Genomic DNA, 13,827 nt, shown 5'->3' with positions numbered 1-13,827 from the left:
GAATACGTCGGCTGTCGTCCCCGTCAGGCCACTCAGGTTGCTGTCCACCTGCAGGCGTTTCACTTCCCCACCGGTCAAGCCTCCAAAGCGTTTTCCCTGGATTTCAACACTCTGCAACGAGACAGTTTTATCTACAGGAACCTGTGCGAAAACAGACAGGCTCAGGCAAGCAATAGCCGGAAGGAGTAATAGTGTTCGTTTCATATATATATAATTTACATAAGTTTAAAAACAAAAAAAGTCTGTATGTTACATGCATACAGACTGTCCTCGTCACTAATTGCCGAATGATTATTCAGCAGGAGCAGCTTCAGTTTCAGCAGCCGGAGCTTCAACAGCAGTTGAATCACCTTCAGCAACCGCAGTTTCTTCTGTTGTAGCTTGTTCAGCAGGAGCGACAACTTCTTCTACTGTAGCTTCTGTTTCAGTTTCTGCAACTTCAGTGTTTTCTGCTGATTTGTTGCCACAAGATGCGAATGATACAGCTGCGATAACAGCAGCAAATGCAACTAACTTTTTCATTTTGTTTTTTTAATTTAAACGGTCTATAATATCTTCTTGTCTTAAAACGATGCAAATGTATGTATTAATCAAATATGTTGTACAACATATTGCGCTTTTTTTCAAAATATTTTATACACAAGCCTCAACGATCTGATTTACAGACTATATAAACTAATCAATAGTTGCTATACAAGTAACGCTTAATACTTTTCTTAGGCGTCTTTTCGAATTCTGTCGGATACAATTGCAGGGCGGAAACAGCTTCGTAAGGTGCTAAAAGTTTGTTAAGTTCGATCCGGTTCTGCTCCATGATGATCGGAAGATCTTCATGCGAAATTCCCGTGCTGTCCACCGTATCGTAATCCGGATAAACAAGCCCTACCAGCTTACCGTTCTTCTCTATTATGATGCTTTCCATTACAAACGGCAAGTTGTTCAGCTTCGATTCGATCTCTTCCGGATAAATGTTCTGTCCGCTCGCCCCCAAGATCATCGTCTTGCTACGGCCACGGATATAAATACGGTTATCGGCGTCGATCGTCCCCAAGTCACCCGTACGCAACCAGCCGTCCTCCGTAAAAACCTTGGAAGTCGCTTCCTCGTTCTTATAATAACCTTTCATCACATTTTCGCCGCTCACCTGAATTTCTCCTACCTTATTATAAGGATCTTCCGAGTCGATACGCACCTTCATGATGCCCTTCAATATCTGGCCGCATGAACCGGGGACATACTCGTCATTATGGTCATAGCTGATCAGCGGTCCACATTCCGTCATACCATAACCGATCGTGAACGGGAATTTGATCTTATAAAGGAAATTCGTCACCTCCTCATTCATGGCCGCTCCTCCCACGATCACTTCACGAAAACGTCCGCCGAAGGCATCAACCAGTTTCTTCCGTATCTGTGCATAGATACGGGAATCCAGCAATGGAATATTCAACGCCACCTTCATAGTCGTCTTGCTAAGCTGCGGCAGGATCATTTTCTTGTAAATCTTCTCCAGGATCAACGGGACCGTCAGGATCAGGTTCGGTTTCACCTCCTCGAAGGCTTTCAACAGGATTTTGGGAGAAGGAACCTTCCCCAACAGGTAGACATGCGCCCCGACAGCCATCGGAACCAGGAAATTGAACGCACAACTATAAGCATGTGCCAACGGCAGAAAACAGAGTTCGCGTTCCCCCCTGTACAATACGCCAAGCTCGATGCCGTACATCACATTCCCCGCCAGGTTGTTTCCGGTAAGCATAACCCCTTTACTGAAACCGGTCGTGCCGGAAGTATAGTTCAACAGGACCACTTTGTCATTGTCCAGTTCCGCATATTCGATATCATCCTTGCCGAAACCGTCCGGATACTTTTCCGCCATCTTCTCATCCATGCCTTTCAAAAGCTTCTGAATGCTTTCACCATCGCGCTGATGCAGGCAACGGAAATCGGACAGCGAAAAGACACCACGCACGTCCTCGATCATTTCCTCTTCCAGTGTATCCCAGATACGGTCACTGACAAAAAGGAAAACCGACTCGGAGTGATTGATAATATGATGCACATCGTTCGGACTGAAGTCCTGCAAGATAGGTACTATAATCGCTCCGTAGGTCACAGCGGCCATATAAACAATACACCAGCGGGCACTGTCTTTTCCGATCAGAGCAATCTTATCTCCCCGCCGTATCTGACATTCTTCAAATAGGATATGGATACGGGCAATCTCTTTGGCCACATCGGCGAAAGAAAAGGTCGTCCCTTTGCTGTAATCCGTCAAGGCGGGCAGTTCCCAGTTCTTCTTGAAACTTTTCTCGTATATCTTGATAAAATTCTCTTGTATCATACTGCACACTGTATTATAATTTGCGCAAAAATACAGACTATCCGACAAATACACAACAGATAGCCAGAGTTTAACCAACAGTACAACAATACCCAAAGGTTTGACAAACTAAATTTTTACCTATCTTTGGCAACCGAATAAACGGATGAGACATGAAGAACTGGAAAGTACTTATAACAATATGTGTGTTAGGATGCACTCGTATATGTGCACAAGAGACAGGGGCGAACGACACCGTCTCCCGCCATCCGCTCACACACGGGGTCGGTATCGACTTCCGTCCCGTCTACCTCATCCCCACCAATGAGTTCTTTGCCGGCGAGAACGCTGCATGGCAACCCTTGCGTAAGTCCGTGTCGGCACACCTGAAATACTCTTTCCGGTTTCATCCCGATTCGCGCTACGGGAAATTATACCCGCACACGTACCAGGGAATCGGTGTCTCATACCACTCTTTCTTTGACAAGGCCGAGATCGGGACTCCGGTTGCAGTATATGCATTCCAGGGAGCACGCATAGCCCGGCTCTCCTCCCGCCTGTCACTGGATTACGAATGGAACTTCGGGGCCTCTTTCGGATGGAAAAAGTACCATCCGGGAACCAACGCCTATAATTATGTTGTGGGGTCAAAGATCAATGCCTATATCAATTTGGGATTCTTGCTGAACTGGCAACTGGCGGCAGGATGGCAACTGACGGCAGGCATCGACCTGAGCCACTTCTCCAACGGAAACACCCAGTACCCCAACGCAGGCGTCAATACCGTCGGAGGCAGGATAGGCCTGGTGCACACCTTCGGAGCAAATGCCGGGACGGTGATGTCAGGCAGGCGGACCACACAACGCATCAAACCTCACATCAGCTACGACATCGTCTTATATGGCGCCTCGAAACGAAAAGGGGTTATCAAGCCCGATGAAGCCTACCTCGCCCCCGGCTCGTTCGGCGTATTAGGATTCAATTTCAATCCTATGTATAACTTCCACCAATATTTCCGTGCCGGAGCATCGCTCGACGTACAATACGACGAAAGTGCCAACATCAAGGAATACGAAGCCGACTACAACGACCAGGCCGAGCACAGGTTTTACCGTCCGCCATTCAAGGAACAATTGGCAGTCGGGCTATCCGTACGGGGCGAACTGGTCATGCCGATCTTCACGATCAATGTAGGCATAGGCTACAATGTTTACCACAAATGCACCGATACGCAAGGGATGTACCAAATCCTGGCACTGAAAACATCTGTCACACGCAACCTGTTCCTGCACGTGGGATACCAGTTGAGCAAATTCAAAGACCCCAACAACCTGATGTTAGGGATAGGTTACCGGTTCCACAATAAACGATAAGAATATACTATCTCCAAACATTTTCCGTAAATTTGCGCGATAATTAAAAGACAATGATTGATAAGACTGTTTTTGAGAACAAGATAGCCGCATACTATACCTTAGGATGCAAGCTGAATTTCGCCGAAACTTCGACCATAGGGAAAGTCCTTGCCGAACAGGGCGTACGCAAAGCACGTCCGGGTGAAAAGGCCGATATTTGCGTTGTCAACACCTGCTCCGTGACAGAACTTGCCGACAAGAAATGCCGCCAGGCGATCCGCCGGATCGGCAAACAGCACCCAGGGGCGTTCATCGTCGTGACCGGTTGCTACGCCCAGTTAAAGCCGGAAGAGGTTTCCCATATCGAAGGAGTCGACCTTGTCTTGGGAGCCGAGCAGAAGCTGGATTTGTTAATGTATCTGGACGATCTGAAAAAGAGAGAAGAGGGAGGCGCCATAATCGCTTCCCGGACGAAAGATATCCGTACTTTCTCCCCTTCCTGCTCGGCAGACGACCGTACGCGCCATTTCCTGAAAGTGCAGGACGGATGCGATTATTTCTGTTCCTACTGCACGATCCCCTTTGCCCGCGGACGCAGTCGCAACGGGACGATCGCCAGCATGGTGAAGCAGGCCGAAGAGGTCGCCTCAAACGGGGGAAAAGAGATCGTGCTGACAGGCGTCAACATCGGCGACTTCGGGAAGAGCACCGGGGAGACGTTTATCGACCTGATCCGCGCCCTCGACAAGGTGGAAGGGATCGTACGCTACCGTATCTCCTCCATCGAACCGAACCTGATCACGGACGAGGCGATCGATTTCGTGGCATGCAGCAGACGTTTCGCTCCTCATTTTCATATTCCGTTACAGAGCGGAAGCGACGAGGTGCTGAAACTGATGCGCCGCCGTTACGACACGACCCTGTTCCGGCATAAGATCGAAAAGATCAAAGAGGTCATGCCGCACGCCTTTATCGGCGTCGATGTGATCGTCGGTACGCGGGGTGAAACGGATACCTGTTTCGAGGAGGCCCGCACCTTTATCGAAAGCTTGGACATCAGCCAGCTGCACGTGTTCAGCTATTCGGAACGGCCGGGTACGCAGGCACTCAAGATCGACCACGTCGTCGACCCGAAAACCAAGCATGCCCGCAGCCAGCAATTGCTGGACATATCCGACCGTAAGCTCCATGCTTTCTACGAAGCGCATATCGGCCAGAAGGCGAATGTCTTGTTTGAACAAACACGCAAAGGAGGCATGATGCACGGCTTCACGGAGAATTATATCAAGGTGGAGATCCCGTACGACCACTCGTTGGTCAACGAAACCCGGCAGGTCATACTGGAAGGTTGGAACGAGGACAAAACGGCGTTAGTAGTAAAGATTATAGAATAAATGATTTATCCGTTACTTTTGGCTTGATCCAAAAGTAGCCAAAAGATCAAGGCTTAACCGACAGTTCTTCTGCACCCCCGTGTCAAGCACGGGGGACAAGCCTGTTCCCACATCAAATGTGGGATCGCAAAGGAGCAGGTAGCATCGGCAATCCCCGAAGAGCCGTCAGGCTCTATTTCCGGCCTAAGCCGGTGAGCGTTAAGCGCAGAGACCGTAGTGAGCACCCGGAACGTCTGCTGTCTGAGCGAAGCGAGTTTCAGACGCGACAGCGAACGAAGGGAACGGAGTAGCGAAGCAACTTTAGCCTTGAACTTTTGGTTACTTTTCTTTCAAGAGAAAAGCAACAGATAAATCAGCATTTACACAAATAAAAATTAATAAAACCATCATGTGGAATAAAATACAATATGCGCTTATCTACAGTTGGGTAAAGGTTCATGCCTTATTGCCGATGTGGGCGCTTTATATATTATCGGATATCCTCTATGCTCTGGTCTATAAGGTCGTCAGATACAGGGTGAAAGTCGTCAGGCAAAATATGAAAGCCTCTTTTCCCGATAAATCGGACACCGAACTGCGCCGGCTGGAACGCGAGTTCTACCATCACTTCGCCGACTACGTGGTCGAGACGATCAAGCTCGCCCACATCTCCCTCGAAGAGTTACAACGCCGGGCTTTCCTGAAAAATCCCGAACTGGTAGACACGCTGATGGAGAAAGGACACACCTGTTTTATCCTCCTGATGGGACATTACGGCAACTGGGAATGGTTTTCCGGCTCGACTTCCCGTTTCAAGGATTCCCGCATCTACCAGATATACCGACCCCTCAACAACCAGGCATTCGATCGCCTGTTTTTTAACCTGCGTACAAAATTCGGTTCCTTTGGGATCAAAAAACAGGACACCGTGCGCGATGTCATCACCCTGAAGAAAGACAAAACCCGCTGTGTCGTGATCTTTATCGCCGACCAGACACCGAGCCGGAACAACCTGCACTACTGGACGAACTTCCTGAACCAAGATTCCTCCATCCTGACCGGCCCCGAACGCCTTGCCCGCAAACTGGATTTGCCGGTCATATTCCTCGACACGAAGCAGGTGAAACGCGGCTACTATACCATAGATATGAAACTGGTGACCGAGACTCCCAAAGAGACTCCTGAGAACTGGATTACCGAACAATATGCCCGCTTGATGGAAAAATGTATCTTGCGCAATCCGTCGGGGTGGCTTTGGACGCATAAGAGATGGAAACATAAGAGAGTTGAAAGTGGAGAGTTGAGAGTTGAAAGTTAAATTACAAAAAAAGCACACACAATATGAAAACAAACGAAAACTTTCAACTTTCAACTTTCAACTTTCAACCGGACAAACGTCTTGCCGTCGTCATCCTAAACTGGAACGGCCGCGCGCTGATGGAAGAATTCCTGCCCTCCGTTGTCGCTTGCACACCCGGCGAATGGGCAGATGTAATCGTTGCCGACAACGGCTCTACGGACGATTCCATCGAGATGCTGAAAACAAAGTTTCCGACGGTCGGCATCATCCGGCTGGACAAGAATTACGGCTTTGCCGAAGGATATAACCAGGCATTGAAGCATATCGGACACGAATACACAGTCTTGCTCAACAGCGATGTCGAAGTCACTCCGGGATGGCTGGATGCACCTATCGCCGCGCTGGACGCCGACAAAACGATTGCCGGCGTCCAGCCCAAGATACGCGCCCAACGGAATAAAGAATACTTCGAGTATGCCGGAGCGGCAGGGGGATATATGGACCGGTACGGCTATCCGTATTGCCGCGGACGCGTCCTGCATGTCGTCGAGAAAGATGCCGGACAATATGACACGCCTGCCGACCTGCTTTGGGCCACGGGGGCCTGCCTGTTCGTCCGTACGGCCACTTACAAAGAGGTGGGCGGCCTCGATGCCGGGTTCTTTGCCCATCAGGAAGAAATCGATCTGTGCTGGCGGCTACGTTCGCGCGGCTACCGGCTGGTCTGTACGCCATCGTCGGTCGTGTACCACGTGGGAGGCGCCACGCTGAATGTCGAGAGTCCGCGCAAGACGTTCCTCAACTTCCGAAACAACCTGCTGATGCTATATAAGAACTTGCCGGAAAAGGATTTGAAGCACGTGATGCATGCACGTTTCTGGCTGGACTATATCGCCGCTGCCAAGTTTCTGCTGACCGGCCATTACCCGAACGCCCGTGCCGTGTATGAGGCCCGGAAGGCGTTCCACGAGCTAAAACCGTCTTACGAACCGGTCCGCCGTGAGAATCTCGCCAAAACAAAACTTTCCGGCATTCCGGAGCTGCGAAAAGGAAGCCTGATCTTAGCGTTCTATTTACAGGGGAAAAAGAGATTCACGGAACTATGAACAGAGAGAATTTTGCAGGCAAACGGACAAGTACGGACAGAACGGACACCCGATATATAAAAATTCCGACATTTTACTAAAACGCTAATAATCAACAAACAACCTCTAAAATCCATTCCCAAAACCACTTTTGGGATGCACGTCTGTTGCAAATCGGATGTCCATAATTTCCAGGCTTTCTCAAGACCGGCTTTCATAAATAAATGTATATTTACCATACATAACCCCATCTGCTTCCCAATAGGGCAGAGGGCTCTGCCCTATTGAGTAAAAAATATATCCTATAGGGTATCATCATCTATTTTGCCAGGGGATTAATCCCCTGGCAAGGAAAAAAGGAAAAGGGAAAAGAATTTATTCTGCTCTTTTGCCGGAGGATTAATCCCTTGGCAAAAGAAAAAGGAAAAGGGAAAAGGATTTATTCTGCCATTTTGGGGGGGATCAATCCCCCGCTCGGAAAATAAATATATCGGGTGTCCGTTCTGTCCGCATTTGTCCGCTTTCTCTTCCTTTAAAACATAACATCATATTAAACAGGTAGATACAAAAAACAACACTCTTTACCGGACTGTACCGGAGTTGCAAGGGAAAGCAATGCCTTCCCTTGTCTTTTTTACAGGTTCGAGTGCTGCAAAATGTCGATCATGATCGGCTTGAAACCGCTCACGAAACACTCTACGGCGATCACCATCAGAATCAATCCCATCAGGCGCATCATGACGTTATTGCCCGTCTCGCCCATGTAACGGTTCAGACGTGTGGAAGCGCGGAGGATCAGGTAGGTGATAAAATAGATCAATCCGATCGTCCCGATCAAGATGCACTTCTTTGCCAATGTCACGGCATCGTCCATCAGCATCAAGGCATTGGCGATCGCACCCGGCCCGCAGAGCATCGGGATGGCAAGGGGCGTAATGGAAATGTCGTTCACATATGTCTTCACCTCCTCCTCTTTCAGCTTGGCTTTCGCATAGCGTGCCTGCAACATGTCGAAACCGATCGTGAAGATGATAATGCCACCCGCAATACGGAACCCGTTTGTCGAAATACCGAAAAACTTGAACAGGAACTGCCCGGAGAAAGTGAAAACCATCAGCGTCAGGAACGATACGATTGTAGCGCGGCGGACAATGGCACGACGCTGTTCCTCACTCATGCCATTCGTCATGGTCAGAAAGACAGGCATCGTCCCTAACGGATTTGTCAGCGTAAAAAACGAGGTAAAACATAACAGAAAAAAAGGTAACAATGAATCCATAATAATACTATTTTTATAATGTGTCAATAGAATAATGTGCCAATAAAATATCGGCACATTATTTTTCCCATACTAAATAAGCAGACACGAGCCAATGGTTCAGCTTGTTCCCGTCTATCTCTGCTGCTTCGGGAATGCTGACCGTGAAGGTATGCTTGCCCGGCGCGATATCTGTCAAAAGAATCTCTTCAGGCATCACATCCGAACCCGGACACCAGTTGGAACGTGACAGGTCGGATGATCCTAACGGTTCTTCCACTTTCTTTTCCGAATAACCGTCTTTGGCAATATAAGAAGCCAGGCGCTCTTTCAGCCACACGCCCGTTGCCGGGTTGAAACGGCGGAAAGAGGCACAATCCGAACGCCAGGGGATGAAGTTCAACACTTCTTTCCCATCGATCGAAACGATATTGCGTTTCTCGACAAATTCATCACCACCGGAATGGCCGCCATGACCGGTCACGATATATTTCAGCCGGACATTACGCACACCGGCGGGAATCTCGAAATCCGTCGACACGTCCCGACGGGCAAAGATATCCGGATAGGTCTGCCCCTCGTAGTAGACCGTATTCATCAACGGCTCCACATGGCGGCGGGTCAGCGGATCATAAGCCAGGCCGGATTCATCCACATCGACCGTCATACTGGCGATATAGCCTTCCGTCGTCCAGGTGTCGATAAAGATGCCAACATAGGCTCCTCCTTCCAAAAGTGGATACAGGTCGGTTATATCCTGTTCCCAGCTGACGCTATCTTCCCAATGGTCGATATAGACCGGCTTACGGTTATGCGTCAGACTGTCGTCGGGGGCACTGAAATGTCCTACCCCGAAAGGTGTCATGAAACGCATCAGTTCGACCGTCGGTTTATAATCTTCGCCCGCAACGATCCCGACCATGTGTTCCAGCTTCGTACTATCCACTTCCGGGAACTGCTTTTCTCCCTTAGCGATGTTCAGCAGGTTGATGCCCGACTCTTTCGGCAGGACGAAACAGGAACCGGACTTATCCCAGCGGTCGCCGTTGGAGGCAATCGTCACCTTCAATTTGACAGACACATTGCGTTCGTATTCGGGCAACGTTATTTTCTTCAGGATGATACGCCCGTTCACCAGATGGTAAATGCTGTCCGCCCCCGGCGCATTATAGGCTTCCGGATAGATATCCGGTGCAAACCGTACGGGCGTATCGTCAAACACACGTACGGTAAAGTCTCCTTTCGCAGGAATCTCCCGCGGTCCGCATGCCGTCAGCAATAACGCTCCCGCCAGCGAAAAGAGTAAAACAATCTTCTTCATCATTTACGTTTAGTATTTAGTAAGCTCTTTAAGCAACTGTTTCTGCCCGGCAGACCGGTCGCCATGCACACACGGACCGGTCACACAACCGCCTTCACAGGCCATCACCTCGATAAATTGTCCCGGAGCCTTGCCTGTCTTAGCGTATGCACGCAACAATGCGACGTTCTTCTTCGTAAGGTTGGCCACCTGGATCGTATTCAAGCTAGCATCCTGATCTTCTTTCAAGTAGACCTTCACTGCATTGATCACACCGCCTGCTTGTGCAAATCCATGTGCCTCACGTACGGAGTTACGCAAGACGGTGAACGGTTGTGCCTCTTCGATCTTGATATCCATACCGGCCAACACGGAACCGACCTCTTCGAACGTGAGCGTAAAATCCACACAGGGGTCCATCTTCACTTCTTTCCGCTTCGCCACGCACGGGCCGACGAACACGATCTTGGCATCCGGATATTTCTCCTTCACGATCCGGGCGGTGTAGTACATCGGCGAACCGGTAGTCGAAATATATTTTTTCAAGTCCGGGATATGTTTCTCGGCAAGCTGAATATAAGACGGACAACAACTGGTCGTCATAAACGGTTGGCCTTCCGCCAACTTTTCTTTCAGTTCTTCGGCTTCGTGGCGGGTCGTCTCCATCGCTCCCTGCGCCACTTCCACAACTTCAAGGAAGCCCAGTGACTTGATGGCCCCGTAGACCTTCTCCACCGGAGCCGCAAACTGGGCCAGGATGGACGGGGCGACAATGGCTACCATCGGTTCCTTGTTGCGCAGGCGTTGCAGGATGTCAAACACCTGGGATATCTCGAATATCGCCCCAAAAGGACAGGCGTTCACGCATTTGCCGCAATAGATACATTTGGATTCGTCGATATGTTCCACCCCGTACTCGTCCTTGCTGATCGCCTTCACCGGGCAAACTTCCTCGCAAGGGATCGGGATATACACGATAGCATGATAGGGGCAGTTCTGGTGGCATTTGCCGCAACTGATACAGGTATCATGGTCGATCTCCGCCTGCCCGTTCTTCTTGAAGCGGATCGCGTCTTTCGGACAGTTCATATAACAACTGCGCGCCACGCAGCCACGACAAAGGTTCGTAATCTCATAGTTCACCTGTACGCAGGACGAACAGGCTTCATCCACCACGCACATCAGGTTCTCTTTCTTGTTTTCCGAGCGCAGCAACGCTTGTTTGGCGTATTCAGACAAAGGGGTCAGCTCGTCGACCTCGTCCTGCATATCGAATCCGAGCAGCGGCAATGTCTTGTACTTCCACACAGCCCGTTCCTTGTGCACACAGCAACGGCCGATGACTTTCGACTTACGGGGACTCAACTCGATAGGCAGACGGTCTATCTCTTCGAGCAGACGGTTTTCCTTCCAAAGTTTCACTAACTTCGCCAGCAATCCGTGGCGGACAATCATTACGTTGTTGGTAAATGCCATGGTGAATATATTATTTGTGCTTTAGGCTACAAAGATACGGAGCATACGCCCCTCCCGCCAAATAACGAACCAGCTAAATTATAAAAATCTTTTGCCGAAGGACTAAGCCCGGCAAAAGATTGATTTCAGGAGAAAGTTTCACCAAGGATGATCGATGCGCTATGGACATCACCTCCGAAGGGCGGATTCAGCTTAGAGAGTTTCAACTCGACTGCTGCCAGCTGGGGGAAACGCTCCTTCAGAGCATACAAAATCCGTCCTGCCACATGTTCTATCAGCTTGGAAGGGATATCCATCTGCTCTTTTACAACCGCATAGACGGCCGCATAGTTGATCGTATCGTCCAATTCGTCACTCTTCACAGCCTGCTCCAATGGAGCCGTAAGAATCAGATCCACAACGAAATCGTTCCCCACCTTCGTCTCCTGCGGCATTACGCCGTGGTAGGCATAGAATCTCATTTTCTCCAGTTCTATCTTTGTTGTCATAATTCGTTATTTTATCTGTAAATGTAAATAAAGTAAACCTTTCTGCCAAAAAATAGTCTTATATTTGCGATAAGCAACTAACTACATATATGATGGGAATAAAGCAAAAAGAAGAAAACACGAATGGCGGCCTGCATAATACCCTTGCCGCCGGTACGACCGTTAAAGGCGACATCGTGACGGAAACAGACTTCCGCCTGGATGGAAAAATCGAAGGAGATGTAAGTTGTAGCGGCAAGATCGTGATCGGCCCGAAAGGGAACGTCACGGGAAACATCGTTTCCACAAATGCCGAAATATTAGGGGAAGTGGAAGGTTCCATACACGTCAGTGACAAACTTGTCCTGAAAGCGACCGCCGTCATCAAAGGCGATATATTCGCCCAAACGCTGGAGATCGAACCGAACGCCCGCTTCAACGGGGTTTGCAAGATGTCAGGGGAAAAATAACGACAAAATCCTTTTTCATAATAAAGTCACAGAACCGGAGGAGCGTTTTCTCCTTCAATTCTGTGACTTCTTGTTTTATATCTGACAGTCGTCCTTACCGTAACAAGACTTTCACGCATGTCCCGTCTTCCAAGACGACAATATAGACGCCTTCAGCCAAACCGGTCATTTCGCTATAGCCATCCGATAGAGAAACGGTACGAACCGTCTGCCCGGCAATATTGACTACTCGCACTTTCATCGGTTCGGATGTCGTGATACAGATACGTCCATCGATCGCCTGTATGTGGCTTTCTCCCTTCGCGATGGTTTCCGTAGCCGTCGGATCATCATCGAGAGGAACTTCCACGACAGAACTGCTGTCGAATGTCGGAACAGACAACCTATCGCCTGTAAGGTTCGCCTTGCCGTCCCAGGGGAAATCCTCACCGTTATTCGGATCGGTGAAGAGCTTTTCATTGATGGTGGTCACGAAATCGGAAGCCGAAAGTGCCTTGGCAAGCGTGCCGGAGCCAGCACCTTCCAGATAATAGCAGTCAATGATGGAGGGCAGTTCTTCCTCACCTGAGCGGAGGGTGCTTTCGCTGTAGTCATCACCCGAAATCGCGCCACCGGTCACCTTGCCCATATTGTAACAGTTATAGACGCTCGCATCGCTGCCTATGTATCCGGTAATGCCACCTGCCATACCTGACGGATCGATGACCGTCCCGGCATTGTAGCTGTTCGAAACGCTGCTGATCTTGCGCATACCGCCGGTCAATCCGCCGATGCTTCCCTCTGCCGTCCCGCTGACAGTGGCAGTGCTGAAGCAGTTCTCAATACGTCCGTAGCTGAGCATCCCGCTGATGGCACCGGTGTATTCCTGCCCATCATCGGCTTTGGAAGTGACCGTGCCGCCAACTATGCCGAGGTTCTTCACCACACCCCAAGCGACATAGCCGAACAGCCCGTACGACTGCCGCCCGTCGATCGGCTGGACGTTCAGTCCCTTGATGACATGTCCCTGCCCGTCGAAGTAGCCTCCGAAACGGACTTCATCAGGCTCCTCGCCGTTGTTATACTCACCGATCGGCGTCCAAGATTCGCCACCGAGATCGATGTCGGCCGTCAGTTTGGCATTAAGCCGGACAACCGTATCGTCGTCCATGTTGATTTGACCGTCACCGTTGGTGTCCACTTGTTCATGCTCGGAAGCATTCACCTGATCCCGGAACCATTTCAGATGTTCCGCACTCTCTATTAAATAATACCCATTCTCGTCCTGCGAGGGTTGAGTTTGCCCGAAGGCTGAAAAAGTCGGTGCCACAAATAGGGCAAGACAATAAAAGTAAAGTTTGTTCATCATATATTATAAAGTTTAAATTAGTAATCTTCAGTTCGTACCCATTGCATATTTCTTATAATAAGGAATGGATAG

The 13,827-nt window shown here is 49.6% G+C and carries 13 protein-coding genes; 5 read left to right on the top strand and 8 right to left on the bottom strand.

The annotated features are described in order from the left end of the window. The 3 genes from BHV83_RS03930 to BHV83_RS03920 all read right to left on the bottom strand — a co-directional run. On the bottom strand, positions 1–204 hold a 204-nt coding region (locus BHV83_RS03930), incomplete at its 3' end, for a hypothetical protein (RefSeq protein ID WP_286756387.1). An 87-nt stretch (positions 205–291) separates the two neighbouring features. Then, positions 292–522, bottom strand: a complete 231-nt coding sequence (locus BHV83_RS03925; RefSeq protein ID WP_005637046.1) for a hypothetical protein — start codon at positions 520–522, stop codon at positions 292–294. A 157-nt stretch (positions 523–679) separates the two neighbouring features. Further along, a complete protein-coding gene (locus BHV83_RS03920; protein WP_005637047.1) occupies positions 680–2,344 on the bottom strand; it encodes an AMP-binding protein in 1,665 nt (554 codons plus the stop codon). Between the two features lie 152 nt (positions 2,345–2,496). On the opposite strand from BHV83_RS03920, the gene BHV83_RS03915 reads away from it, so the two are divergent. The 4 genes from BHV83_RS03915 to BHV83_RS03900 all read left to right on the top strand — a co-directional run bounded on the left by BHV83_RS03915 (position 2,497) and on the right by BHV83_RS03900 (position 7,457). After that, the gene (locus BHV83_RS03915) at positions 2,497–3,696 is read left to right on the top strand and encodes an acyloxyacyl hydrolase (RefSeq protein WP_005648055.1); all 1,200 of its coding nucleotides are present in this window, start codon (positions 2,497–2,499) and stop codon (positions 3,694–3,696) included. Positions 3,697–3,749: 53 nt separating this feature from the next. Continuing rightward, positions 3,750–5,072 (top strand): tRNA (N(6)-L-threonylcarbamoyladenosine(37)-C(2))-methylthiotransferase MtaB, encoded by a 1,323-nt coding sequence (gene mtaB, locus BHV83_RS03910; protein ID WP_005648057.1) that lies wholly within the window; start codon positions 3,750–3,752, stop codon positions 5,070–5,072. A gap of 388 nt (positions 5,073–5,460) precedes the next feature. Continuing rightward, the gene (locus BHV83_RS03905; protein WP_122205312.1) at positions 5,461–6,369 is read left to right on the top strand and encodes a lysophospholipid acyltransferase family protein; all 909 of its coding nucleotides are present in this window, start codon (positions 5,461–5,463) and stop codon (positions 6,367–6,369) included. Positions 6,370–6,392: 23 nt separating this feature from the next. Then, a complete protein-coding gene (locus BHV83_RS03900) occupies positions 6,393–7,457 on the top strand; it encodes a glycosyltransferase family 2 protein (protein WP_005637051.1) in 1,065 nt (354 codons plus the stop codon). 613 nt (positions 7,458–8,070) lie between these two features. Here BHV83_RS03900 and BHV83_RS03895 read toward each other — a convergent pair. The 4 genes from BHV83_RS03895 to folB all read right to left on the bottom strand — a co-directional run bounded on the left by BHV83_RS03895 (position 8,071) and on the right by folB (position 11,958). After that, positions 8,071–8,715 (bottom strand): MarC family protein, encoded by a 645-nt coding sequence (locus BHV83_RS03895; protein ID WP_005648061.1) that lies wholly within the window; start codon positions 8,713–8,715, stop codon positions 8,071–8,073. A gap of 58 nt (positions 8,716–8,773) precedes the next feature. After that, positions 8,774–10,018, bottom strand: coding sequence for a PNGase F N-terminal domain-containing protein (locus BHV83_RS03890; RefSeq protein ID WP_046452579.1), 1,245 nt, complete (start codon positions 10,016–10,018; stop codon positions 8,774–8,776). A gap of 6 nt (positions 10,019–10,024) precedes the next feature. Then, positions 10,025–11,470 carry a monomeric [FeFe] hydrogenase gene (locus tag BHV83_RS03885; protein WP_005637059.1) on the bottom strand — a complete coding sequence of 482 codons (1,446 nt, stop codon included), beginning with the start codon at positions 11,468–11,470 and terminating at the stop codon, positions 10,025–10,027. 125 nt (positions 11,471–11,595) lie between these two features. Further along, positions 11,596–11,958, bottom strand: a complete 363-nt coding sequence (gene folB, locus BHV83_RS03880; RefSeq protein ID WP_005648063.1) for a dihydroneopterin aldolase — start codon at positions 11,956–11,958, stop codon at positions 11,596–11,598. Between the two features lie 89 nt (positions 11,959–12,047). Here folB and BHV83_RS03875 point away from each other — a divergent pair, with 89 nt between their 5' ends. Then, a complete protein-coding gene (locus BHV83_RS03875; protein WP_122205311.1) occupies positions 12,048–12,407 on the top strand; it encodes a bactofilin family protein in 360 nt (119 codons plus the stop codon). Between the two features lie 94 nt (positions 12,408–12,501). Here the strand turns inward: BHV83_RS03875 and BHV83_RS03870 are convergent, their stop codons facing one another. After that, positions 12,502–13,755 carry a DUF6383 domain-containing protein gene (locus BHV83_RS03870; protein ID WP_286756378.1) on the bottom strand — a complete coding sequence of 418 codons (1,254 nt, stop codon included), beginning with the start codon at positions 13,753–13,755 and terminating at the stop codon, positions 12,502–12,504. Between the last annotated feature and the right edge of the window lie 72 nt (positions 13,756–13,827).

The sequence above is a fragment of the Parabacteroides sp. merdae-related_45_40 genome, from assembly GCF_001915675.1.
The sequence above is the reverse complement of the archived record's forward strand: the minus strand, read 5'-3'. Positions and strand labels throughout refer to the sequence as shown.